At 60.0% G+C, this 24084-nt stretch carries 19 protein-coding genes; 8 read left to right on the forward strand and 11 right to left on the reverse strand.

Translation table 11 applies throughout. The annotated features are described in order from the left end of the window. Window positions 1–62: 62 nt before the first annotated feature. The 3 genes from ACURWW_RS09485 to rapA form a co-directional block, all read right to left on the reverse strand. Window positions 63–269 carry a DUF2905 domain-containing protein gene (locus ACURWW_RS09485; protein WP_445617019.1) on the reverse strand — a complete coding sequence of 69 codons (207 nt, stop codon included), beginning with the start codon at window positions 267–269 and terminating at the stop codon, window positions 63–65. A gap of 227 nt (window positions 270–496) precedes the next feature. Further along, window positions 497–2359, reverse strand: a complete 1863-nt coding sequence (locus ACURWW_RS09490; protein ID WP_445617020.1) for an outer membrane protein assembly factor BamB family protein — start codon at window positions 2357–2359, stop codon at window positions 497–499. A gap of 245 nt (window positions 2360–2604) precedes the next feature. After that, entirely contained in the window at window positions 2605–5496 is a 2892-nt protein-coding gene (rapA, locus tag ACURWW_RS09495) for an RNA polymerase-associated protein RapA (RefSeq protein WP_445617021.1), read from the reverse strand. Between the two features lie 145 nt (window positions 5497–5641). Between rapA and ACURWW_RS09500 the strand changes: the two genes are divergently transcribed. Then, the gene (locus ACURWW_RS09500; protein WP_445617022.1) at window positions 5642–6325 is read left to right on the forward strand and encodes a transglutaminase-like cysteine peptidase; all 684 of its coding nucleotides are present in this window, start codon (window positions 5642–5644) and stop codon (window positions 6323–6325) included. Window positions 6326–6346: 21 nt separating this feature from the next. Here the strand turns inward: ACURWW_RS09500 and ACURWW_RS09505 are convergent, their stop codons facing one another. Beyond that, the gene (locus ACURWW_RS09505; RefSeq protein ID WP_445617023.1) at window positions 6347–7279 is read right to left on the reverse strand and encodes a tetratricopeptide repeat protein; all 933 of its coding nucleotides are present in this window, start codon (window positions 7277–7279) and stop codon (window positions 6347–6349) included. A gap of 57 nt (window positions 7280–7336) precedes the next feature. Next, on the reverse strand, window positions 7337–8044 hold the full coding sequence (locus tag ACURWW_RS09510; RefSeq protein WP_445617024.1) for a 4'-phosphopantetheinyl transferase family protein: 708 nt from the start codon (window positions 8042–8044) through the stop codon (window positions 7337–7339). Window positions 8045–8198: 154 nt separating this feature from the next. Between ACURWW_RS09510 and trxA the strand changes: the two genes are divergently transcribed. Together trxA and ppnN are read left to right on the forward strand one after the other, a co-directional pair. Then, the gene (trxA, locus tag ACURWW_RS09515; RefSeq protein WP_445617170.1) at window positions 8199–9074 is read left to right on the forward strand and encodes a thioredoxin; all 876 of its coding nucleotides are present in this window, start codon (window positions 8199–8201) and stop codon (window positions 9072–9074) included. A 106-nt stretch (window positions 9075–9180) separates the two neighbouring features. Then, window positions 9181–10545, forward strand: coding sequence for a nucleotide 5'-monophosphate nucleosidase PpnN (gene ppnN, locus ACURWW_RS09520; protein ID WP_445617025.1), 1365 nt, complete (start codon window positions 9181–9183; stop codon window positions 10543–10545). A 47-nt stretch (window positions 10546–10592) separates the two neighbouring features. On the opposite strand, the gene ACURWW_RS09525 is transcribed toward ppnN, so the two are convergent. Next, window positions 10593–12467: an ABC transporter ATP-binding protein gene (locus ACURWW_RS09525; RefSeq protein ID WP_445617026.1), complete on the reverse strand. Its 1875-nt coding sequence runs from the start codon at window positions 12465–12467 to the stop codon at window positions 10593–10595. 408 nt (window positions 12468–12875) lie between these two features. Here ACURWW_RS09525 and ACURWW_RS09530 point away from each other — a divergent pair, with 408 nt between their 5' ends. The 3 genes from ACURWW_RS09530 (at window position 12876) to ACURWW_RS09540 (ending at window position 16997) form a co-directional block, all read left to right on the forward strand. Further along, entirely contained in the window at window positions 12876–13991 is a 1116-nt protein-coding gene (locus tag ACURWW_RS09530) for a phosphoserine transaminase (RefSeq protein WP_445617027.1), read from the forward strand. A gap of 18 nt (window positions 13992–14009) precedes the next feature. Continuing rightward, window positions 14010–15182, forward strand: coding sequence for a phosphoglycerate dehydrogenase (locus ACURWW_RS09535; RefSeq protein ID WP_445617028.1), 1173 nt, complete (start codon window positions 14010–14012; stop codon window positions 15180–15182). A gap of 159 nt (window positions 15183–15341) precedes the next feature. Continuing rightward, the gene (locus ACURWW_RS09540) at window positions 15342–16997 is read left to right on the forward strand and encodes an FAD-dependent oxidoreductase (protein ID WP_445617029.1); all 1656 of its coding nucleotides are present in this window, start codon (window positions 15342–15344) and stop codon (window positions 16995–16997) included. Here ACURWW_RS09540 and ACURWW_RS09545 read toward each other — a convergent pair. Further along, window positions 16982–17845, reverse strand: coding sequence for an alpha/beta fold hydrolase (locus ACURWW_RS09545; RefSeq protein ID WP_445617030.1), 864 nt, complete (start codon window positions 17843–17845; stop codon window positions 16982–16984). The genes ACURWW_RS09540 and ACURWW_RS09545 overlap by 16 nt on opposite strands. A gap of 219 nt (window positions 17846–18064) precedes the next feature. Continuing rightward, complete coding sequence (locus tag ACURWW_RS09550) at window positions 18065–19780, reverse strand: redoxin domain-containing protein (protein WP_445617031.1); 1716 nt, start codon at window positions 19778–19780, stop codon at window positions 18065–18067. 266 nt (window positions 19781–20046) lie between these two features. On the opposite strand from ACURWW_RS09550, the gene ACURWW_RS09555 reads away from it, so the two are divergent. After that, complete coding sequence (locus ACURWW_RS09555; protein WP_445617032.1) at window positions 20047–20370, forward strand: NGG1p interacting factor NIF3; 324 nt, start codon at window positions 20047–20049, stop codon at window positions 20368–20370. A 17-nt stretch (window positions 20371–20387) separates the two neighbouring features. Here the strand turns inward: ACURWW_RS09555 and ACURWW_RS09560 are convergent, their stop codons facing one another. Next, entirely contained in the window at window positions 20388–20936 is a 549-nt protein-coding gene (locus tag ACURWW_RS09560) for an NUDIX hydrolase (RefSeq protein WP_445617033.1), read from the reverse strand. Between the two features lie 157 nt (window positions 20937–21093). Between ACURWW_RS09560 and ACURWW_RS09565 the strand changes: the two genes are divergently transcribed. Beyond that, window positions 21094–21714, forward strand: coding sequence for a CoA pyrophosphatase (locus ACURWW_RS09565; protein WP_445617034.1), 621 nt, complete (start codon window positions 21094–21096; stop codon window positions 21712–21714). Window positions 21715–21745: 31 nt separating this feature from the next. Here ACURWW_RS09565 and ACURWW_RS09570 read toward each other — a convergent pair whose 3' ends face one another. Further along, window positions 21746–23050: an HlyC/CorC family transporter gene (locus ACURWW_RS09570; protein WP_445617035.1), complete on the reverse strand. Its 1305-nt coding sequence runs from the start codon at window positions 23048–23050 to the stop codon at window positions 21746–21748. A 79-nt stretch (window positions 23051–23129) separates the two neighbouring features. Then, on the reverse strand, window positions 23130–23921 hold the full coding sequence (locus ACURWW_RS09575; RefSeq protein ID WP_445617036.1) for a cytochrome C assembly family protein: 792 nt from the start codon (window positions 23919–23921) through the stop codon (window positions 23130–23132). Between the last annotated feature and the right edge of the window lie 163 nt (window positions 23922–24084).

A 24084-nucleotide genomic window follows, 5' to 3' on the forward strand; every position in this document is an offset into this window, starting at 1 on the left:
TTCCTTTGTATCTGTAATAAGGCCACATAAGTTGATGATTTACTGGGGGTTTTTTGAAAATTTCAGCGGCGAAAAAGGAAGCTGATCAAGCTCAGAATAATGCTGATAATGATCATGCTGGTGATGGGGAAGTAGAAGCCGCCATGCTCTCCCTCGACGCGGATGTCTCCCGGCAGGCGGCCGAACCAGCTCAGTGCTTTTGGGAAGTAGTAGAGGAGCACGCCGAGCCCGAGCAAAGTGGCTCCCAGAATGATGAAGAGCTTTGCCATGTGCCTCTCCTGAAGCGTAAAGCACTTGTTCGGGCCGTGTCATCACGGTCCGGCTGGAGCCCGATGTCTGGTTGGCCCCTCGGTCTTGCGGTCGGTCCGATGCTGCGAAAAGGCCTCGATCCGGCCGACCTGAATATTGGGACGGGCCACACTGTTTCAAAGTGCGATGGGTGAATGCGCGACACAAAAAAGGGCCCGCGAAGGCCCTTTCAAATCGCGGGTCTTCTTCACTTCCTGGGCCGGAAGGCCAGAAGCACGTTCCCGGCCGGCTGACCGAAGCGCCCATAACCTGAGCTGACAAAGACCATGCCGTTTCCGGCAAAAATGGAGTGGCTGTCGATGCTGCCGCCCTTGCCTTCGATGCCGTTCAGGGTTTCAAAGTCGCGCAGGGTGTCGTACTCCCAGACGATCTCGCCGCTTTTGCCATCAAAGACGTAGAGCTTGCCGTCGAGCGAGCCTGCCACCACGGACTGATCGATGGCCAGAGGCGTCGCGGAGAGCCCGTAACGGCCTTCGCAGAGCTGGTAGCGTTCCTTGCGCCCATTGTCGCAGTCGGCTTCCACCGGGGTGCGCCAGAGCACCTTGCCGGTGGTAATGTCCACGGCATTCATGCCCGGCTCCGGCACCCATCCCTCTTCACTGGTGTTGATGTGGGGGTCGCTGATGGGAACGTACAAACGCTCTCCGTCCATGGCCATGCCCCAATGTACCCCGCCCAGGGCTGTGCCCTGGCCGAAGCGGTTGTGCCACACGAGCTTGCCATCCTTTTCCGGGTCGAGAGCCCACACATCACCGGATTTCTGGCCGGCCAGGATGATGTCCTTGCCGTCCTTCGTCTTGGCGATAATGGCAGCGCCGCCGAAGTCATAATCCTTCAGGACGCTCTCTTCCGGCGAGGGGCAGTTGGGGTTGGATTTCTCCCAGGGCACTCGGCAACCGATATGCCAGACATCGTTTTCCAGCGCCTGGAAACCCCATTTGAGTTTGCCGGTGCGGATATCGATCGCCAATACCGCATCGCTGGTCTTGGTCGCGGGCAGGGAGGTGTTCTGCCCCGTGGTGGCATACACCAGCCCACGCTCCACGTCGATGGAGGGCGTGGACCAGATGGGGGCACCGGAAGGGCCGCGCTGCTTCACGCCGGTGCTGCTCACCCGGCCGGTGTACTCGGCATTCTTCATGGTGTGGTAGGTCCACAGCTTCTCACCGGTCTCCGCGTCCAGTGCCGCCACCGCTCCATGTTCATCACAGCACTCGAACTTGGGGTTCGCACCGGTGCCCACCCCGGAGGCAGACAGCGGAACAATGACCCGGTCCTTGTAGAGAACCGGAGCGCCGGTAATTCCCGCCCGGGGTGAGTGGCCGGCCTGGCTCTCCCACAGTTTTTTACCGGTCTTCGCGTCCACCGCCTGCACCAGGCCGCGCCCCACGGCAAAGATCAAGGCTTTTTTGCCGCTGTCTCCCAACTCGCCATAGGCCACGGAGTTGCTGATTTCCGTACCGGCGTCGTACGCCCACTTCACGCAGGCGCTTTGGGTGTCCAGGGCCAGCAGTTTGCCGGTGGCGTTGGCGCCGTAGAACATGGTGGTGCCCACGATGGGCGCAATGCCGCGCAGTGAGCTCACATTGGGGAAGGCCACTGCCCAGGCCAGCTCGAGGTTCTTCAGGTCAGGGCTCGAGAGCCCCGCTCGCCCGGCACTCATGAACCGGCTGCTTTCCAGATCAACCCCAAACTGGGTGAGGGACGGCTCGGAGTTCAGGTTTACCTCACGGTTGTCAGGGCCGCACATCATGCCGGCCACCCAGTCGTCTTCGGACACAGGGACCGCGAGCCAGTCAATCAGCTCGTTAAGCTTCTCCGCCGGCACGGCGCTGCCCTGGGCCCGCATCACCCCTTCGGTCAATGCGAAGCGCAGACTCTGGGCGCTCATCTGTTTCAGGTTGTCGATTGAGGGCGCTCTGGTTTCCGAAGGGTTGTTGTGGCAAGCCGCGCAAAATTGATCGTAGGCAGCCTTGCCGGCGTCCTGAGCCAGGGCGCTGCCGGCCAGACAGGCGCTGGCAATGGCGAGAGTAAAGCGGCGTTTGAACATTGAGTGACTCCTGATCTGAAATTCTTTCTTGAGAGCGCCCGCAAACCTGTGCCATCGAACTCCCATGCGACGATTCGATGGAGTCTTCAGGCAATCGGTATGACCTTGCCGGGGCAGGGCGGACGCGACTCGCAGGTCCTCTGGTGCTCAGGCATTCAAGCGAGCTTGCAAAAGTGAGTCAACCGCCAGGCCGTAAGTTTTGTAAAGGCGTTGGGCCGCTCGGGGAAGGGACTTGCCGGAGCCTGTCAGGTGCAGACGATCACGCGCACCGCATCAAGACCGATCTGAGCGAGGCGGATATGGTGCTCGCGCTCGTCGATGGTTTGCTCCAGGTGTTCGATCTCTTCCTGACGGATGTTGGGATTGACCTTGGCGAGGGTGCGCAGTCGTTCGAGTTCGGCGCCGAGTTGCCCGGACATGGTCGTCAGCGCACTTTCGATGAGCTGGTCGCGACGCACCTCTGCCTTGTCCTGGCAGACGCCGATCAGGCGCGTGATGTCCGCCTTCGCGTGCCGGATCAGGCCGCTGGCGGTTTTGCGGTTGGGCACCGGGGTGTGCAGCTTGTTCAGTTGCTCGAATCCCACTGCGCCACTCAGATCGGTGCCCTTGCTGTCGATCAGAATGCGACTGATGTTGTCGGGGAAATAACTTTCCAGTTGCAGCTCGCGCGGCGCCGGACAGTGAACCGCAAAAATGGCTTCCAGCAGCAGGGTGCCCGGCTTCAACGGAGGCAGCTTGATGGTGCCCAGCGCCGTGTTGCCGTTCTCATTACTGAGGATCATGTCCATGGCGCCACGCACCAGGGGATGCTCCCAGGTGAAAAACTCCATGTCCTCCCGGCTGAGAGCGATGTCGCGGTTGTAGGTGGCGGTCAGGCCGCTATCGGGCAGACCGGGGAAGTGGTGCTGAGGCATGTGGTCGGTCGGGTGGAGCACAATGGCGCCGGTACTGTGATGGTCCTCGTCCACCCCATAGACTTCGAACACTTCGCGCATGTAGTTGGCGATCACGGGGCTCTGGTCCTGCTCCGTGATGGCGCTGATGAGTGCTTCGGCTTTGGCCGGGTTGCAGGAATTCAGTTCCAGCAAGCGGTCGCGACCCTGCGCCAGTGCTTCGATCAGCTCGCCGGTGCGTTGTCGGGTTTCGCTCAGCAGTTTGCTCCAGGCGGTTTCGTCCTGGCGCATCAGCTCATCATGCAGCCGCTCCCGGAATTCACGGAACACCTGGGGCGCGGCCGAGCAGGACATTTCAATCGCGTTGAGGCCCTGGTGGTACCACTCCAGAAGTTTTTCCTGCACAGTCTTGCCGTTTCCGGTGGTGTAGTGCGGCACGTGAATCTGTACATCGCTCTGCTGCCCGATGCGGGCGAGCCGGCCAATTCGCTGTTCAAGCAGGTCCGGGTTGAGGGGCAGGTCAAACAGCACCAGGTTGCGGGCAAACTGAAAATTTCGTCCCTCGCTGCCAATCTCCGAGCACACCATTAGCTGCGCTCCGTCGATGTCGTCGGCGAAGTAGGCTGCGGCCCGGTCCCGCTCCAGCAGAGTCATCTCCTCGTGAAAGGCGGTGGAGGGCACGCCCTTGCGCAAGCGCAGGAATTCTTCCAGGGCGATGGTGGTGTCCTGCTGATTGCAAATGAGCAGCACTTTCTCGCGCCGGTTCTGCTTCAACCAGTCCACCAGCCAGGCCACCCGCGGATCTTCGTTCAGCCAGTTACTGCCCAGGCAGTTTTCTACCTTCAGCTGTTCGTCCAGAGAACGGTCGCGAATGAGCTCGCCGAAGTTTTCGGGGGCGGGAAGGGGGTGGGCCTGCAAATGCCGGGCAGGAAAGCCGCGCACAGCGGCCCGGGTGTTGCGGAACAGCACCCGCCCGGTACCGTGATGATCCAGCAGGTGCTGGGTGGCCTCGGCAATGGCCGCTTCGAGCGCGGCCTGGTCGCCCGCTTTGGCAGCCCGCAGCAGATGGTCGGTCTTGTCCGCCGGCAGGTAGGTGCTCAGGCGCTTCCCAATCGCCGGATCCTGGCTCAGCCGCTGTGCGGCGTCGTCTGCCAGGAGGGCCTGAACCAGATCGTTGGCCGGCTGATAACCCTGTTCCTCCTCGCGATATTTGTCGAGGTCGAAATAGCGGTCCGGGTCCAGCAGACGCAGACGGGCGAAATGACTTTCCACGCCCAGTTGCTCGGGAGTGGCCGTCAGCAGCAGGAGGCCGCGGGTGTGCCGGGCGAGGGCCTCCACGCTTCGGTAACGCTGACCCGCCAGGGATTCCGCGTCGAAGGTCCATTCCAGGTGGTGGGCTTCATCCACCACCAGCAGATCCCAGCCGGCACTGCGGGCCTGCTCGAGACGTTGCTCGCTGCCCGTGAGAAAATCGATACTGCAGAGCACCAGCTGAGTGCTTTCAAAGGGATTGTCGGCGCTGGCCTCCAGAGCCTGGCAGCGTTCCTCGTCCAGCACAGTGAACTGCAGGTTGAAGCGGCGCAGCATTTCCACCAGCCACTGGTGGACGAGGCTTTCCGGTGGCGCAATCAGAACCCGCTGCGCCTTGCCGGTAAAAAGCTGCTGATGGATGATCAGGCCCGCCTCGATGGTCTTGCCCAGCCCCACCTCGTCGGCGAGCAGAACTCTTGGCGCATGGCGCCGGGCCACCTCATTGGCGATGTGCAACTGATGGGGGAGGAGCTGAACCCGTGCACCGAGCAAGCCGCGTACTGCGCTGTGATTCTGTGCTTCCCGGTGGCGCAGAGTCTGATACCGCAGCCGATAATGGCTGAGCTTGTCCACCTGGCCGGAAAAGAGCCGATCCTGCGGGCGGCTGAACTGTACGAAACTGTCCAGCTCCAGTTCGGCGAAGGTCACTTCCGCGCCCTCGCTGTCGACCCCCGTATACATCAGACAATTGCCGGACTCATCCACAGCCGTGACGGTGAAATGTTTGCCGTCCACGTGTTTGACTTCGTCCCCGACCTGATACTGCACCCGGCTGATCGGGGCATTATCGAGCGCATAGGTGCGACGCTCTGCCGCAGCGGGAAAACTGATGGTGACCCGGCGATTTTCGTTGTCGGAAATAATTCCAAGCCCCAGCTCGGGCTCGGTATTGCTGATCCATCGCTGTCCGGGCGTGAACTGCTGCTCTGTCAAAGTCCTCTCCTGCTGTTGAGCATCGCCTGCGCTGCCGCCGCGCATTGTACCGGAAAAACACCGCAGCCGAAAAAATCCCCCCAATCTCCCGGCACTTATCCGGAGCTTGACTATACTTGCTGCCAATAACGAGTAAGAGGTTGGTATGCAGAAGTCGTTTGGCGTGGTCTCGCGCGTCAGTTGTATCGTCGTCGCGTTGATTTCCATGTCGGCCGGCTGCAGTCATCTGAGTTCATCGCCTGAGCCTGAGCTGTCCGGTGTCGCTTCCCAGGTTCACCAGCGGGTCGATGAATGGTTCTTCTTCCGCCGGCAAATGGAGCAAGCGCAAGCTCTGTCCGAATTGGAAAAGGTCGTCCGCACCAACGATTTCGTTAACACCATTGCGTATCGTGCCGATGAGGATCACTGGGAGCAGGAAGACTACTGGGCGACCCCCATGGAGACCTTGACCACCGAAGGTGGAGACTGCGAGGATTTCGCAATCGCCAAGTACTTCACCTTGCGGGACATCGGCATCGATCCGGAGCGCCTGCGCCTCACCTATGTGTGGCACTGGCAGGGCGCGGAGAAGGAGGCCCACATGGTGCTGACCTATTTACCTGAACAGGGTGGCGAGCCGCTGGTGCTGGACAACCTGAATCCGCAGGTCCTTCCCCGCAACGAGCGCCCCGACCTGGAAGCTGTCTACAGTTTCAATGAAGAGAACTTGTGGCTCGCGGGAAATCCGGACCAAGCGCTGGATGTGCCGAGCCAGAAGCGACTCGACAAGTGGCGTGATGTGAACGCACGAATGGCCAGGGAGCAGGCGGCGATATACGCGGGCCGCTAGCCGGCCCGCCGGCGAGAGCAATCAGGAGTCCGCTGGCTCGGGTTGCAGTTCCCCAATTTCCTCCCGAACTTTTTTTTGCAGTTTCTTGTTCTCGGTGCTGGCCAGGGTCAAGCCATAGTGCTGCAGACTTTTCTGCTGCTGGCCCAGTGCCCGGTAGGACTGGGCCAGCAGGTAGTGGGCGCTGGCGATGTCCGTATCATCCCAACTCTTCGGCAGACGCAGGTAACGTTCGCCATACTCGATCGCATCGGAATGCTGGTCGCGCGCGTGATAGTGTGCGAGCAGGGAAAAGTTCAGCAATGGCGTTTGCTCGTAATCCGCGTAGCTTTCGAGCAGCAACTCTTCGGCTTCGTCGTGACGACCCTCCCTGGCGGCCAGCGCACTGCGAACCACCTGGTAGTGCATGGGCGACAATTCGGCCAGATGTGCGCTCAGGCTGCGGGCCTTGTCGAGGTCGCCGCCGACAATCGCGGGCGCATTGATCAGAACCTGAATAAGATAATAGTGAGCGGCGGTGTGTTGCCGGTCCAACTCGATGGTCGCTTGCAGGTAGTTGATCGAACGTTTGAGAGCGCCACGCACCTTCATCAGGCTCAATTCCGATGCCCGCGCCAGATGGACTACGCCCAGGGCATAGTGGGCTTCCACGTCGTTGGGGCTCAGCTCCACGGTTTTTTCCAGCCGTGCAATGGCCTGCCTGTTGCGCCCCGTCTTGTGATACGCGATTCCCAGTTGTCGATGGAGTGCCGGCTCCTGCGGGCTGGCAAGGACCGCCTGTTCGAGAATGTTGGCCGCCTTGATGTACTCCTCGGCCTGCATGGCTTTTTTGCTCGCGGCCATGGCCGCGCCGGGCTCGGCAGTGTTGAGTGTGTCGCCGCTGTAAGCGGGAGAAACCAGGGCCGCACAAAGCCACGCAGCGCTGACCCAGAACAGGGCTTTTCGGTATACGGGCATGTTTACCTCAAAGTTGGGGGATGGTCCATTACCGGGGGGTTGGTTCGGATTGTGAGCTCAGGGTGCAGTCGCTCCACCCAGAAGTACTGCCGTGTGCACGAAATCGCCTTCAATCACGAACTCGCCCGCTCCAGAATAACCCCTGCGGAATTCGTCGTTCAGATCCTTCAGTAAACGGTAGTAAAAACGCCCCGGCGCCCCGGGGTCAAGGCTCACCTCCGCATCCCTGAAATCGAAGTACTGTTTCACCTGGGGGTGCAGGCATTTAAAGATACTTTCCTTCGCTGAGAACACCAGGGTGAGATACTGGCGTTGGCTGTCCACCTGGGCCCGATTGTCCTCGAACCGTTCCGACGGAACCAGAATGTGCGAATAAACATTGCGAGCTGTCTTCTCCGCGATCAAGGCTTCGCTGTCGATTCCGATTCCACGCAGGGTATCCTCCGTCGCCAGCGCGGCGGCGGCAAACCCCTTTGAGTGGGTGATGGATCCGACTACACCGGGGGGCCACGCAGGGGCCCTGTCCGCGCCGATATCGATCTCCGGGGGCTCCCTCCAGCCCATTTCCTGCAGCGCAATATGAGCACAGTAGCGCCCCGCCAGAAACTCCGCCTTGCGCTTGGTGACGGCCGTGGCCAGACGCGCGGGCAGGGCAATGCCCAGGCCCTGCCACTGGTCTTCGTCAAAGCGCTGGATGTCGAATCGACAGGCGGCGTGATGACAGCCGGTTGTGAGCTTCAGCGGGATGGTGGTCGGTCGAATCATGAGGTTGTGAACGGGCGGCCAAACAGGGTTCAGCTCAGTATACCGGCTAATCAGTACCGCCACTATGGCGCATGGCTTCCCCTTCGGAGCAGCCGGTCTCCCGCTTGTCTGGGCACTGGCAGTCCGCGGCGGTATACTCGCGGTCCGCACTGAAATACAGGAAGGGAGCAGCAGGATGAGTGACAGCATCGTCGACATTGATCAGAGTAATGCCCAGCAGATGCTCATCGAGGAGTCTCAGCAGCGCCCCGTGCTGGTGGACTTCTGGGCGGACTGGTGTGGCCCCTGCAAGTCACTGATGCCCGTGCTCGAAAAACTGGCCCAGGAGTATGCCGGTCAATTTCTTCTGGCGCGTGTGAATGCGGATGAGCAGCAGATGATCGCCTCCCAGTTCGGCGTGCGCAGCCTGCCTACAGTGGTCCTCATGAAGGATGGACAGCCCGTCGACGGCTTCATGGGCGCTCAACCTGAAACCGCCGTGCGCGAATTCCTCGAAAAACACCTGCCCAAGCCCTGGGACTCCATGCTGGAGCAGGGCCGCGCACTGCTTGCCGAGGGGAATCACACCGAAGCGTTGGGAGTGCTGCGCCAGGCCCATCAGCAGTCCGGTGAGCGCAGCGACATCGGCATCCTGCTCGCCCAGGTCTATCTGGAGCTGAATCGCACCAATGAGGCCGAGGCCATCATCGGGAAGATCCCCATGGTCGACCAGGATGCAGCCTACGAGCAGGTGAAAGCCCAACTCGAGCTCAAGCGTCAGGCTGCAAAAAGTCCGGAACTGGAAGCGCTGGAGAAAAAGCTCCAGGCGGAGCCCGAGAATCTGGACGCGGCGTATCAGTTGGCTGTGCTTTACAATCAGGACGGCCACCACAGGGAGGCCCTGGAACTACTCTACGCCATTTTGCAAAAGAACCTGAATTTTCAGGACGGCGCCGCAAAGAAATCCATGATGGATATGATCGCCAGCCTCGGCAAGGGCGATCCCTTGGCGGTGGAGTATCAGCGCAAGGTCTATACGCTGCTGTATTGAGGTCGGCAATTTGGGTTCGCTCCTGTCATCTCTTTCGTGCGCCGCCGTTCCCTGCCTTATTACGTGGCGCAAATCTTTTTGCGTCCGCTCCTGATTCCGTGAATTTATGAAGAAGATCACCAAAGCCACCGTTCGTCCCACCCGCAGTCTGAATCTGCTGTCGCACCGAGAGGTGGCGGGAGTGATGGAAACGGACGAATCCGTGTTTCGAATCTTCCGCGACTGTGCGCTGGCGGTTCTCAATACGGGCAGCGAAAGCGACGAGGTGGCCCAGATCCTCGAAGAGTATGCGGACTTCGAAGTCCGTGTGGTTTCTGAGTCCCGAGGCATCAAGCTCGAAGTCTACAATGCCCCGGCGAGCGCTTTTGTCGACGGCCGAATGATCCGCGGAATCCAGGAGCACCTGTTCGCCGCCTTGCGCGACATTGTGTACACCGAGCACAAGATCAACCGGGGAGGGCGCTTCGACTTCTCTACCAGCGGCGGTCTCACGGATGCGGTCTTTCGTATTCTGCGCAACGCCGGTGTGGTCCAGGCCAATCGGTCTCCCAATCTTGTTGTGTGCTGGGGCGGCCACTCCATTGATCGCCTGGAATACGACTACTCAAAAGAAGTAGGTTATCAATTGGGGCTGCGCGCCCTGGACGTGGCGACTGGCTGTGGCATCGGTGCCATGAAGGGGCCGATGAAGGGCGCGCTCATCGGCCATTCCAAGCAGCAGATTCGCGACGGTCGGTACGTGGGCCTCACGGAACCGGGGATTATCGCGTCAGAATCGCCCAATCCAACTGTGAACGAGCTGGTTATCCTGCCGGACATCGAAAAGCGTCTGGAAGCGTTCGTGCGACTCGCCCACTGCATCATTGTTTTTCCCGGTGGCGCGGGCACGGCGGAGGAGGTCCTGTACCTGCTCGGCATTCTGATGCATCCGGACAATCAGGACATTCCGCTGCCGGTCATCTTTGCTGCTCCGGAAGGGCGCGAAGAATACTTCCAGACCCTCGACCAGTTCATTCGCAGCACTCTTGGCGAACGTGCTGCAGACTACTACCAGATCGTCATCGGAGATCCTGAACGGGTTGCACGGCTTGCCAGGGCGAGCATCGAAAGAGTCGTTCGCCACCGGCGCCAAACCCAGGAGTCCTATGCGTTCAACTGGAACTGTTTCGTGCCGGAGGAGATGCAGTACCCCTTCCATCCCACCCACGAGAACATGGCGGCCCTGCAACTGGATTCCAGCCTGCCCACGCACGTATTGGCCGCGCAACTGCGCCGTGCGTTCTCGGGCATTGTGGCTGGCAACGTGAAGGCCTTTGGGATTCAGCAAGTCCGGGAACGGGGGCCCTACCAGCTTCGCGGTGAGCACCGGATCATGGGAGAGCTGGATTGCCTGCTGAAAGAATTCGTCCAGCAGGGCCGAATGAAGTTGAAGGAAGAGGACTACCAGCCCTGCTTTGAACTGGTCACCTGACAGGCATCCCGTTCAGTTCCGTCGCTTCACTTCGGTCACTGGCCCGCTCAGCGATACCCCATGGCCTGCAAATTAAACAGATGGGCATAGCGCCCGGCCAGGCGTAACAGTTGATCGTGGCTGCCCTGTTCGATGATTTCTCCTTTCTCCATCACCACAATGGTGTCGGCCATGCGTACCGTGGAGAATCGGTGGGAGATAAGGATGCTGATCTTGTCGGACGCGTGCTGGCGAAAGTGTTCGAAAATGTCAGCTTCCGCCTGAGCGTCCATGGCTGCTGTGGGTTCATCCAGAACGAGAATGTCGGCGCTTTCACGCATGAAGGCACGTGAAAGGGCGATCTTCTGCCACTGCCCGCCCGACAGTTCCCGGCCACCCTTGAACCAGCGTCCCAGTTGCGTGTTGTAATTGGCCGGCAGCGTTTCGATAAACCCGTCGGCCATACCCTTGCTCGCTGCACGCCGCCATCGGTCCTCGTCGGTGAAATGTTCCACGTCGCCGGCCCCCACGTTTTCGCCCAGCAGCATCTGATAGCGCATGAAATCCTGAAATATGACACCGATACGGCGGCGCAGAGCTTCGGCATCCCACTCGCGCAGATCCAGTCCGTCCAGCAGAACCCGGCCCCGGCTCGGCTCATAGAGCCGGGCCAGCAATTTGATGAGTGTGGTCTTGCCGGAACCGTTTTCTCCCACCAGAGCCAGGCTGCTGCCGGGGCGCAGATGCAGGTTGATGTTTTTCAGTGCCGGTTCGTCCGCGCCGGGGTACATGAACCAGACGCCCTCGAAGCGGATTCCGTCCTGGGGGAGGGGGCCCCTGGTCGCCGTTCCCAGATCGGGCGGCGTTTCCTGTTCCAGGTACTCGTAGAGGTTGGAGAGGTAGAGATTGTCCTCGTACATGCCGCTGATGGCAGTGAGGCTGGCGCTGACCGCTGTCTGCGCCTGCTTGAAGACCGCCAGATACATGGTCATCTGGCCGAGCGTGATCCGGGTGGAGATCGTGGCCAGAACGATCCACCCATAGGCCGCATAAAAAGCCGCCGTACCCAGAAGCCCCAGAACAAAACCCCAGATATCCCGGCGCAGGGTCAGATCCCGGTCGGCGCTGTAGAGCTGGGCGAAGATGTCCCGGTAACGCTGCAGCAGGAGGGGACCAAGCTGGAACAGCTTCACCTCTTTGGCGCTGTCTTCCCGGGCCAGAACGGTTTCGAGATAGATCTGCATGCGACGCTCGGGAGAGCGCCAGCGGAACAGGCGGAAGGCGTCGCCGGAGAATTTGGTTTCCGCCAGAAATACCGGAAGGGCGCCGACCACCAGGATCAGCAGGACCCAGGGGGAGAACTGAACCAGCAGAACCCCGTAGCTGAACAGGGAAATGCCGTTTTGAATCAGCCCGAAGGTACGGTTCACGAGACTGAGGGGCCGTGACGAGGCCTCGCGCCGGGCCCGGGTGAGCTTGTCGTAGAACTCCGAATCCTCGAAGTGGGCCATCTGCAGTTGCAGGGCCTTTTCCAGAATCATCACGTTGACCCGCTGCCCCAGTTGAGCCCGCAGCAGCGACTGTATGACGGAAATCCCGCGCTGGCTTGCGGCCAGCAAAGTGATGACCAGAGCCTCGTACACCACGAACCGCATTACCCCGGCGGCTTCGACCTGTTGCGTGTCCTGGTAAACGGCGATGGCCTGGACCACCCCATCCACAATGAGTTGCCCCAGGTAGGCGGCCAGAGCCGGAAGGGCGCCGGCCGCCACGGTGAATACGGCCAGCCCGATCGTCAGCCCGCGGGACGTGCTCCAGACCAGCTCCAGGGCTCGGCGGCTGTAGCGGAATACGCCCAGGAACTGGCGGACAGGGCCGCCGCCGTCATCGATGCCGCCATCATTGCCGCCGTTGTTGCCGGGCAAGGGTTGAGAATGGGCCAATTGACTACCCGTGGATGTGAAAGATCGGAGCGGGCCATCATACGACTTTGCGCCAGCAGCGTCATTTGCTCAGCTGGAGCGTGACCGTCGACCTTGACAAATTTCCCGGGCTCGCTGGGTTCGCGGCGAATTTGCTGGCATAATAGCGCGCCCCAGCAGCCCCTTCGGACCGGGTGTCCGCAGTGAGCAAGGTGGGAAAGCGAGCAGATATTTCACGATCCGGGCTCATCCTGGTTCCAGGTGACCAAAAGTTGCCGAAACTCAAACGACTCGTCCCACCGGCGCGGTCGAATAGCCCTGCAATCGGCTGGCTGCCAATGCCACTCTTCTGACGGCGCGCGCGAGCTGCGCCTTCCCTGGGGTTTGAACTGCCTTTCGCAACCCGTCACTCAGCCTTTGAGGATAGCTATGCAACCATCGGTTAAGCCCAATTGTCCCAATTTTTCCTCCGGCCCCTGCGCCAAGCGTCCGGGCTACGACCTCAGCAAACTGGATACCAGCAGCCTGGGGCGCTCCCATCGCTCCTCCCTGGGGAAAAAGCTCCTGCGTCAGGTGTGCGAGGAAACCGCTGAAGTCCTGGGCTTGCCCGAAGGCTACAAGGTCGGGGTGGTACCGGCTTCCGACACCGGTGCCGTCGAGATGGCGCTCTGGTCCCTTCTCGGGGAGCGTGGTGTGGACGTGCTGGCCTGGGAGTCATTCGGCAAGGGCTGGGTCACCGACATCACCAAACAATTGAAACTGGACGCGCGGGTGATGGAGGCGGACTACGGCAAATTGCCGGATCTGAACGCTGTGAATTTCGATCGCGACGTGGTTTTTACCTGGAATGGCACCACCTCGGGAGTCAAGGTTCCCAATGGGGACTGGATCAAGTCAGACCGCGCGGGACTGACGATCTGCGACGCCACCTCGGCGGTTTTCGCCATGGACATGCCCTGGGAAAAACTGGACGTGGTGACCTTCTCCTGGCAGAAGGTGATGGGTGGTGAAGGCGCCCACGGCATGCTCATCCTGAGCCCGCGCGCCGTCGAGCGCCTTGAAAGCTACACCCCAGCATGGCCCTTGCCCAAGATTTTCCGCCTCACCAAAGGCGGCAAGCTGATGGAAGATGTTTTCGTTGGCTCCACCATCAACACGCCCTCCATGCTCTGTGTTGTGGACTACCTCGATGCGCTGGCCTGGGTGAAGAGCCTTGGCGGCCTCGCGGGCAGCATCAGGAAGTCCGAAGAGAACCTGGCTGTACTCAAGGACTTCGTTGCCCAGAATCAGTGGGTCGACTTTCTCGCTGAAGATCCGGCGACCCTGTCCAATACCAGCGTTTGCCTGAAGGTGGACGCAAGTCCCGAGCAGATCAAGAAGATGGCCTCGCTCCTGGATCAGGAAGGCGTGGCGTACGACATTGGCGCTTACCGCGATGCCCCTCCCGGGCTGCGCATCTGGTGCGGGGCAACCGTGGAGGCGGAAGACCTGCGCAAGCTGTGCCCCTGGCTGACCTGGGCGTACGAATCGGTAAAAAATTCTTAATTTTTGGGAACGGCAGCTATGTACAAGATCAAGACCTACAACGCAATTTCAACCAAGGGGCTGGATCGTTTCAGCCGCGAGAAGTACGAAGTCGCCAGTGAGCTCGGCCACCCGGATGGCTACATGCTGCGCAGTCACAAGCTGCACGGGGAAGAAGTGCCGGCAACGGTAAAAGCAGTGGCCCGCGCTGGGGCGGGGGTGAATAACATCCCGGTTGAGGAATACACCAAAAAGGGCATCGTTGTCTTCAATACCCCCGGCGCAAATGCCAACGCGGTGAAGGAGCTGGTGCTGGCGGGGCTGCTATTGAGTTCACGCGGGATTCTCGAGGGCCTCGACTTCGTCGCCGGTCTCGGTGACATGACCGACGCGGGCGAAATGAGCAAGCTGCTGGAAGCGGAGAAAAAACGTTTTGCCGGCAACGAGCTGTACGGCAAAAAGCTCGGTGTGGTCGGCCTTGGTGCCATCGGGTCGATGGTCGCCGAAATGGGCCTGGCCCTGGGTATGGATGTGGCGGGCTACGACCCGGCGCTGTCAGTGGAGGCGGCCTGGCGGCTGCCCTCCCAGGTGATCCGCAAGGAAAACCTGCAATCGCTGTTGTCCCACGCCGATTACGTGACCCTGCACGTGCCCGCCCTGGAAGCGACCCGGAACCTGATCAACGCGGAGACCCTCAAATCCGTGAAGAAGGGCTCCGTGCTTCTCAACTTCGCCCGGGATGCCATCGTCGACGCGGAAGCGATTGTAGGGAGCCTGGAGAGCGGAGACCTGGCGCGCTATGTGTGCGACTTCCCCGAGCCTTGCCTGATTGGACGCAAGGACGTGATCGCCATGCCGCATATCGGCGCCAGCACCGCGGAAGCGGAAGAAAACTGCGCCGTGATGGCCGCCAACCAGCTGATGGATTTTCTGGAGAACGGCAACATCCTGAACTCCGTGAACTTCCCCATGGTCAACATGGCGCGTTCCGGTGGCTATCGGATCACCCTGGCCAACGAAAACGTTTCCGGCGTACTGGGCCACGTGCTGGGTGTCCTCGCCGATAACGATGTGAACGTAATCGACATGATGAACAAAAGCCGCGGCGAAGTGGCCTACAACATCATCGATGTGGAGCAGGAGCCGTCCGAGGCAGTTCTGAACGCGATCCGCGGTGTGGATCATGTGATAACCGTTCGGGCGCTGGACTGACGAACGGAACGTTCCTGTTGGGTTACGCTTCGCTAACCCAACCTACCCGGTCGCATTTATTTCGCGTATGTCACATTCCGTGTAGGTTGGGTTAGGCCGCAGGCCGTAACCCAACAGGATGGAACCCTGGTTCGTACGCCTTCATCGTTCAGAGGTGGAATGAGCTTACGCAGCGAGAATCTCGAACGGTTACAGCACGAGCAATTCGATGTGCTCATCCTTGGGGGCGGCATCAACGGTGCGGTCTCCGCCGCGGCCCTGTCCGCCAAGGGTTTGCGCGTTGCACTCATCGATCGCGGCGATTTCGCCGGAGCCTGCAGTTCCAACTCTTCCAACCTGGCCTGGGGTGGCATCAAGTATCTCGAAAGCGGCGAGTTGCTGCTGGTCAGCAAACTGTGTCGCAGTCGCAACCACCTCATGCGCCACTATCCGGCCAGCGTCAGGGAAATCCGCTTCTTTACCACCATCCGCAAAGGCTTTCGCCTGCCGGTTTTTCTGGTCTATCTGGGCGCGCTGTTCTATTGGTTTATCGGCGCGTTCCGCACCCGGCCACCTCGTTATCTGCGCCGCCGCACCATCGTGCGGGAGGAGCCGGTCGTGTCCATGAAGGACGTGGTGGGTGGTTTTGAATATTCCGATTGTTACCTGCCCGACAACGATGCCCGCTTTGTCTTTCGCTTTGTGCGCAGCGGCCTGGCCTCGGGGTGCGCCGCTGCCAATTACGTGGAGGCCATGGGCTCGGAGTTTTCCGATGGCAGCTGGCGAACCCGGGCGAGGGATCTGATGAAAGGCGAATCGTTCGAGATTCGCTCGCGGGTTCTGATTAACGCCTGCGGTCCGTACGTGGACGAGTACAATCGCCGCATCGCCCAGGAAACCGCGCATCACCATCTTTTCTCGAAGGGCATCCACCTCATCGTCGACCAGATCACCCCCCACGACCGGGTACTCACTTTTTTTGCCAGCGACGGTCGCCTGTTTTTTGTGATACCCATGGGCTTGAAAACCTGCATCGGCACCACCGATACACCGGTAGAAGATCCTTATGTGCAGGTGACCGAGGAGGACCGGCAGTTCGTTCTGGACAACGCCAACATGCTTCTCAACCTGCCGCGCCCGCTGACGACAAAGGACATCATCGCCGAGCGCTGCGGGGTGCGGCCACTGGCGGTGAAAAGAATTGATCAGGACGAAAGCAGGGATTGGCTGAAACTGTCCCGTCGCCACGCCATCGACACCGATGAGGTGAAAAACTTCATCAGTATCTTCGGCGGCAAGCTTACGGACTGCCTCAACGTGGGCGAGGAGGTGGTCGATCTGGTAAAGGGCTTTGGGTTGCACCCGCCTCATCCATGGCGAGGATGGTATGGCGAGCCGGATACCAGACAGCAGGATCGGTTCATGGACAGGGCCGCAGCTCTGGACATCAACCACAAGTTTCAAACTCTGTCCGGCGAGGGCCTTTCCCAGCGCCTCTGGCGCCGTTATGGTGAGCTGGCTTTTGAACTGCTCGATGAAATAGCCGAGAACCCCGAGGAGGCGCTTCACAAGCCCATTGACACAATCGACTACAGTCGATGTGAGCTTGCCCTGATGGCGCGCACGGAAATGATCACCACTGTTGATGATTTCCTGCGGCGACGCAGCAAGGTCGCACAGGTCCTACGCGCGGAAGAAATTGTTGAACATCCCGGATTTGCGGAGTTGTGCGAAATTCTTTTTCCGGCCGAGGGCGAGCGCAAGTGCCGGGAGTATCGCAACGCGCAGATCGCCGTGGGGGCGCTTGCGGCAGCCGGCCCTCAGTCCGGGGCGTAGTTGCTCACCAGAAAACGATCCAGCTCGCGCGCAAACTCGCTCAGGTAGTGACCGTCCCGGGGGCGGTAGCTTACCTCCAGTTGCGGGACCGCCTTCACCATTCTGAGAACCTGCGCTTCGGCATCGAACCAGGCATCCTTTGCTCCCACCAGCAGAAACAGCGGGCAATAGAGCTGGCCCAACTCCTTGTCCGAAAAGCGGGGTAGTTGCAGGGAGCGGCGCTTCGTGGAGCGCTGCACCAGTGCAATCAACTCCGCGAGGTGCGGGTCCATGTCGCTCTTTTTCAATTGCGAGCGAAAGATCATGCGGCGCCCGATCGGCCCCAGCAGCAGGCTAAGGAAGGACACCACAATTGAAGCAGAGCGGCGCGCGGGCACCAGCCCGGGCGGGGAGATCAGGGCCAGGCGGTCAACGCGCTCGGGTTGGGCACAGGCGAACTTCAGCCCGATCCAGGCACCCAGGGAAGCACCGGCCACTGAGACCCGGTCCAGCTTCAGCTGCGCGAGCAGGTCCTCCATCCATTCCACATAGGCCGGTCCCTTGGCGGGCAAGCGAGTGGGTTCGCTGCCCCCCGCCTCGCCAACGATGTCAATCGCGTACACCCGATGGCTTTTCATGTAGGTCTGGACCTGGCGAAGCCAGTAAACAGAGGTAGCGCAGGCCGGATGCAGCAGGAGGAGGGGAGGGTTCTCCGGGCTTCCCGAGATAATCACCTGGGTGGTGCCGTGCCGGGTTTCCACCTGCCGCTCTTCTTTCTCCACCGGCCAGTGGCGGAGTAGTTCGCGATTCTTTCGTTCCACGGACTCGGCGGCTGCCGCGGACTTGAACACTGATTGTTTTTTCCCCATAACTGTCAAACTCTTTCAAATCAGCCCCAGGCTGCCCAACAACAGGGCATATCATACCACCGAGTTTCCGCTCGCCGGCTCCGTGCCGCCAGTTCACAGTTCTCAGATCCTTCTGTCCGGCGCGGCCAGACTCGGCCCGGTGGCGAAAATGTGAAGGGTGTAAACAAAAAAAAGACGCCCGAGGGCGCCTTTCAAAAGGGTGATGCTTCAGGGAGTCTGCTAATTCGCCGGCGTGGCGGTATGGAAGGCCCAGTAGCCGATGAACATCTCATCCCAGGTCTGAAGCCCGAAGGTCAGAGTCTTGCTGGGATCCGGGTTGGCCGGGTTGTGCTCGGAGTTGTCGAAGGAGCCGGTCACGTGCACCTTGGTTCCGGCCGGCAGAGTCATGGGCTTCTCGAGCTGGAAGGTGGGCTGCCAGGCGTAACTGTAGTTCGGCACACTCATGATCTCTTTCATGGTGCCATCGGGCAGTTCCGCAGAGAACTTCATATCCTTGCCGCGGAAGTGCATGTGGGCGCGCAGACCCCGAATCACCACATCTTCCTCGAACACGTATTCGGCCGCCGCAGCGTGATCGTGCGCGTAGGGAGGGATTTCGAAGCGGCCGGACACCGAGCGGGTCAGGAGTTCGTACTTGGGCGGTTCGTCGTGAAAGTACAGGCCCAGCAAAGTGCCGTCAGTGGTCGCCTTGCCGTTGGTGGTGTAGTGGAACTGCATGGAGAGTTTGTGGCCCTTGGGAATGAATACACCCACTTCTTCCGGGAACTCCATGGCTTTCACTTTACCGGGGGCATAGCCCTCCAGGAAACGTCGCGCAATGGAGCGGGTGTCCCCTTCGCCGCCGTCAAAATCCTCTTTAGGCGCTGTAACGTAGGTGAGCAGGTGGTGCAGTACCGCGGGGTCACCGGGGATGAACTGAACAGCGCGCACCCATTTGTCTTCGTCGAACTCCAGATCCACGTCCACGTTGATGTAATCGAGAACGCCAGTGGCCGGAACCTCGTGAACCGGAGCTTTGACGATGTAATCGGGCTCACCCAGCTGCCACGCGCGCAAGTCGATGGGCGGTATGGAGGTCAGCGGATCTTTTTTGCTCTTGCCCCGGGGAGAGCCGGCGTCGATCCAGTGGACCAGGGTCTGCAACTCGTCCTCGGGAATGTGGTTGGCGTTGTTGAACTGGCCAATGTGCGGATCCACCTGCATGGGAGGCATGCGCTTGGTCAGCAGCACTTCGCGGATCATCGGGCTCCAGCCCTTGAGCATCATGTAGCTGTTCATGGCGAAGGGGCCAATGCCGCCTTCGCGGTGGCAGTCAGCGCACTGTTTCTCAATGATGGGGGCGACGTCCCTGGCGTAGTCCGGCACCTTCTTGGTGTGAGCGGTTTTGGCGGGGAAGGACAGATCGCATCCCTTGACCGGCATTTCGTGGGCGCCCGTCTGAGGCTTGCCGGACAGGATGCCGTCCAGTGCCATCCCGATGTGCTCGTGTACTGGCCCGCGATACACCAGGTTCTGAGTCGCGGGGTCCAGCACAATGACTTCGCCGGCCTTGGTGATATTCAGGGTTTCCGCAACAAGCTGGGAATCGTCCAGCAGGATGGGAAAATCCAGCTCCTTCTTTTCGGCTGTCTTGCGAATCGACTTGAGACTGTCTTTTGCCGAGGCATTAAGCATTAGAAAAGCCACGTCCTTGTCTTCCCACTTGCTGCGCAACTCGCGCAGATCCGCAATGGCTGTGTCGGTCGCGGAACAGGAGTTGGCTTGCGAGAAGATCACCAGAGCCTTCTTGAAGCCGTAGCGGCTCAGCTGATGGAATTCGCCCTGGTGGTCCAGCAGAGCAAAATCGCCAACTCGGCTGGGATTGGTTTCGGCATTGACGCCGGCCGCCAACAAAGTTGCAGCCAGAAATGCCGTGAGTGTGGAAGCGCTCTTCATAGCGGGTCTCCAGTACGACGCATGTTTATTAGTGGTTATGGCCAAATCCGTTTGGGCGCCAATGCAGCCCGGGGCTGAACTGGGGCGGGAGCTCAAGTCAAACGAGACTACCGCTCCACGCTTTGCCGATGTTAGGGTTATTACCAATCTTTACAAAAATTGAACAGCTCGAGATATTGGCTTGGATTACATGCCAATCCCTTTCTTTTTTTGTATTGGGAACAAAGTTTTTAGGGGTACGAGCTATAAGCCGAGGTGCGCATTCCATGTACAAACTCAGTTTCTTTGTTCCGGAGAGTCATCTGGAGCAGGTCAAGGCGGCGGTTTTTGAGGCGGGAGCCGGCCGCATCGGTGATTACGATCAGTGTTGTTGGCAGGCTCCGGGGTTGGGTCAGTTCCGCCCGCTGGAAGGCAGTCAGCCCTACCTGGGGCAGCAGGGGCAGGTTGAGCAGGCCCGTGAGTACAAGGTGGAAATGGTTTGCGCGAAAGACCGGGTCAGTGCTTCAGTCCAGGCCTTGTTGAGTGCCCACCCTTACGAGGAACCGGCCTATGACATCGTGGCCCTGGTGGACCCGGCCAGCCTGGATTGAGTTACCGCTGACTTGCGTTACCGAATGGGGCGCGGCCGGTAGAGAATGTCCTCGGTGCGGAGCGGGTAATGGCCCTGCTGGCGATCCTGGAAGTAGTATCGCAAGGTTCGCTCCACCACCGGAAAGGCGAGTTCCCCCCAGGGGATCTGCGCCTCGCTGAAAAGATCCACCTCCAACGATTCCAGCCCGGGGCTGAAGTCCAGGTCCTGGAGCGTGCCCCGATAGAACATGTACACCTGGTTGATGTAAGGGAGATTGAACAGGGTGTACAGCTCATGCACATCAATGCGTGCCCTTGCTTCCTCCCAGGACTCGCGCAACGCTCCCTCCTGGGTGGTTTCGCCGTTCTCCATAAAACCGGCGGGCAAGGTCCAGAATCCGTGTCGGGGCTCGATGGCTCGCTTGCAGAGCAGGACTTTGCCGTCGTGGATCGGAAGGCAGCCGGTGATGATCCGGGGATTGGTGTAATGGATCGTGTCGCAGCTCGCGCACACGTGCCGCTCCCGGTCGTCACCTTCCGGAATCCGCTGTTCAAGCTGCGAGCCGCAGCTGCTGCAAAACTTCATGGGGCATGTGGCCTGGTTGGAATGTGCGATGTTGTCAGCATTATAAACGGATCGTCCGGACCAGGCGATTCGTGCGTGCCGCGCGCAAGGTCTTCTTTGAGTCAGCTGTGATATTCTCCACCGTTCTGTGTTTGTTTCCCGTCTGCCGAGGTTCAGTGTGATCCAACACCTGCGCGACAATTATCGGGTGCCCCGCTCGGGGCTCGAGCAGGAGGGGGAATACCCCAACGAAGCTGCCGTACTGGTGCCGGTGACCGACCATTGCGAGCCCGAAATTGTTCTCACCAAACGCGCCGACCACCTGACCTCTCACGGCGGTGAAGTTTCCTTCCCCGGGGGCAAATGGGAAGCCGGTGATCCGTCGCTGGTTTTCACTGCGCTGCGGGAGTCGGAGGAAGAGATCGGGCTGTCTCCGGCTCTGGTGGAGGTTTTGAATGTGGGCCCTCCTCTGTATTCCCTGTGGGGCATCAAGGTAACGCCCTACCTGGGCATCGTTCCTCACAACGTGCAACTGGAAGCCAACCCTGCGGAGTTGCATTCGCTGTTCAGAGTGCCGGTTCGTTACTTCCTGGAAGACCGGCGCAGCCGGACTGACGTTTATTTCAACAATGGTAGGGAATGGTGGTCGCCGGTGTACCATTACGATGGCTACAAGATCTGGGGGCTTACCGCGCGCATACTGGTCCAGTTTCTCAACGACGCGTGGAATGCCGGCATTGAGCGGGAGAGCGCGGCACCGGAGTCACGACGAAAACCGCGCGCGATCAGTTTCGATTGACCGGTTTTCGGGGGCGCTATATCAGCGCCTGCTAAAACAGCTCGGGTTGCTGACGGGTGGCCGCTGTGGCAACTACGGACTTGACGCGCGCGCTGTCGATTACTTTCTCACTGAGGCTGACCGTTTCGAAGCGGTAGCTGCCGATCTGGAAACAACTGTTCCCGTCCGGAATATTTTCCAGGTATTCGAGCATGACGCCGTTGAGGGTCTTGGGGCCGTCCGTGGGCAGTTCCCAATGCAGGCCGCGGTTCACATCCCGCACTGATGTGCTCCCCTCAATCAGATACCAGCCGTCCTCCAGAGCCACGATTTCGTCGCTCTGGTCTTCCGCCAGGTTCGTGGTGAATTCCCCGACGATTTCCTCCAGCAGATCCTCCATGGTCGCAATGCCCTGGACATCGCCGTATTCGTCCACCACGATCGCAATGCGGTGCTTGTGCTTCTGGAAGTTGAGCAACTGGGTGTGCAGCGGCGTGCCGAGCGGCACGAAGTAGGGCTCGCGGGCAAAACGCTTGATAGCGTCGTGAGTGACCTCCCGGTCCTCACCATAGAGAAAGCGCGCAGCGTTGCGCAGGTGCAGAATCCCTACAATTTTGTTGATGTCGCCCTCGAATACCGGCATGCGCGTGTACTCGCTGCAGCGGATCTTCCTGAGTAGTGTGGGGATGTCGTCCTGCAGGTCCAGGCCTTCCACTTCGTTGCGCGGGATCATGATGTCCTCGACCGTGGCCGTTTCCAGGTCGAGGATGTTGAGCAGCATCTTCTGATGCTGGTCCGGGATAAGATCCCCGGCCTCATCCACCACTGTCCGCAACTCCTCCGGGCGCAGGTGTTCGTGTCCCTGCTGGTGTTCCGGGTTGACCCCGAACAGCCGCGCGAGGCCGTTGGACGCATGGTTGATCAGCCATACTGCCGGGTACAGGGCTGTAAGCAGCGGGCGCAGTACAAGGCTGGCGGGAAAGGCAATTTTCTCCGGGCGCAGTGCGGCGATGGTCTTGGGGGTCACCTCCGAGAAGATCAGCATCACAATCGTGAGCAGGACCGTGGCGACCGCAATCCCCGCATCCCCAAAAAGTCGCAGGGCGATGACGGTGGCGATGGCCGAGGCGAGGATGTTCACCAGGTTGTTGCCGATCAGGATGACACCGATGAGCCGGTCCGGTCTCTCCAGAAGCTCGGTGGCGCGAATGGCGCCTTTGTTCTGCTTCTTTACCAGATGCTTCAGGCGGTAGCGGTTCAACGCCATCATCCCGGTTTCCGAACTGGAGAAGAAGCCTGACAGCAGGAGCAGGATGACGAGCGTGGCGAACAACGCTTCGAGGGGTATGTCGCTCAAAAGGGGGACCTGTGTAGCCGAAAGAGAAGTATCTTGAAGGCTGTCCGTGCTTTTGGCAAATGCGGGCCGGAGCGCATTTTTACTGGAGCACCACCTGGTAGATCAGCTGGGTGCCGAAGTAGGCGAGAGCCAGTGCCACAAAGCCGCCCAGAGTCCAGCGCACGGCGACTTTCCCGCGCCAGCCCAACTGGTGGCGGCCCCAGAGCAGGATGGCGTAAATGAGCCAGGCAATCACCGAGAAGGCCATGGTATGCGCCTGGTTCTGCTCCACCAGATCCGTCGTGTACACCAGTCCCGACACGATAAGTGCGGTAAGCAGGAGCTCACCGGCCCAGACCATCTCGAACATCAGGCCTTCCATGGTCTGGAGTGGAGGCAGGAGCTGGATAACACCGGTGGCATGCTTGTGCTTGAGCTGGTAGTTCTGAAACGCGAGCAGTACGGCCTGAAAGCTCGCAATCGTCAGCAGCCCGTAGGCCAGCAGGGCGAGCAGGATGTGCATCATCAAAGCCGGGTCGACGGCTCTGCTGGGGCTTTCGCTCAGCTGGGCGGAGAGAATGGCCACAACGCTGAGGGGAAACAGGAATACGAAAAGATTGTAGAGCGGTTTGCGCAACCCGCTCACCAGCACCATCAGATTGATGACCCAGAAAAACAGGGTCGGCAGGATAAAAACGCCGAATCTGAAGTCATTAGCCCCGAAAACAGAGCTATAGGCACCGATACCATGCAGCGCCACCGCAACAGTCGCAATGGCGGTCACCCACCGGGTTTGCGGTGGCTGCTGACGCAGATAGGCGGCGATCAGGTAGGCACTGCCGGCCAGGTAGACAATAATGGCCAGTGCGTTGATGATGGTAGCAAAGCTCATAAGCGGGCTGTTGAACGGTCCTTTTCCAGGCGGAAGAGTGTGGCATAAGGTGCCGGGAAAGAGAAGTCGACCGTTCGCGCCATTGCGGCCCTCATGTCCGGGGCCCTGATTAAGGTATACTCCGCCCTCATTTTCCGCAGATGCCCAATCACTGCCGAGATTC

The organism is Gilvimarinus sp. F26214L (assembly GCF_054401055.1).

Bases quoted from the DNA above. Each gene is read 5' to 3' on its own strand.
- ACURWW_RS09510 (WP_445617024.1), bottom strand. From the start codon at position 8,044: ATGATTCGACCGACCACCATCCCGCTGAAGCTCACAACCGGCTGTCAT.
- ACURWW_RS09500 (WP_445617022.1), top strand. From the start codon at position 5,642: ATGCAGAAGTCGTTTGGCGTGGTCTCGCGCGTCAGTTGTATCGTCGTC.
- ACURWW_RS09575 (WP_445617036.1), bottom strand. From the start codon at position 23,921: ATGAGCTTTGCTACCATCATCAACGCACTGGCCATTATTGTCTACCTG.
- ACURWW_RS09530 (WP_445617027.1), top strand. From the start codon at position 12,876: ATGCAACCATCGGTTAAGCCCAATTGTCCCAATTTTTCCTCCGGCCCC.
- ppnN (WP_445617025.1), top strand. From the start codon at position 9,181: ATGAAGAAGATCACCAAAGCCACCGTTCGTCCCACCCGCAGTCTGAAT.
- ACURWW_RS09545 (WP_445617030.1), bottom strand. From the start codon at position 17,845: ATGGGGAAAAAACAATCAGTGTTCAAGTCCGCGGCAGCCGCCGAGTCC.
- ACURWW_RS09560 (WP_445617033.1), bottom strand. From the start codon at position 20,936: ATGAAGTTTTGCAGCAGCTGCGGCTCGCAGCTTGAACAGCGGATTCCG.
- ACURWW_RS09550 (WP_445617031.1), bottom strand. From the start codon at position 19,780: ATGAAGAGCGCTTCCACACTCACGGCATTTCTGGCTGCAACTTTGTTG.
- ACURWW_RS09555 (WP_445617032.1), top strand. From the start codon at position 20,047: ATGTACAAACTCAGTTTCTTTGTTCCGGAGAGTCATCTGGAGCAGGTC.
- ACURWW_RS09540 (WP_445617029.1), top strand. From the start codon at position 15,342: ATGAGCTTACGCAGCGAGAATCTCGAACGGTTACAGCACGAGCAATTC.
- ACURWW_RS09490 (WP_445617020.1), bottom strand. From the start codon at position 2,359: ATGTTCAAACGCCGCTTTACTCTCGCCATTGCCAGCGCCTGTCTGGCC.
- ACURWW_RS09505 (WP_445617023.1), bottom strand. From the start codon at position 7,279: ATGCCCGTATACCGAAAAGCCCTGTTCTGGGTCAGCGCTGCGTGGCTT.
- ACURWW_RS09535 (WP_445617028.1), top strand. From the start codon at position 14,010: ATGTACAAGATCAAGACCTACAACGCAATTTCAACCAAGGGGCTGGAT.
- ACURWW_RS09485 (WP_445617019.1), bottom strand. From the start codon at position 269: ATGGCAAAGCTCTTCATCATTCTGGGAGCCACTTTGCTCGGGCTCGGC.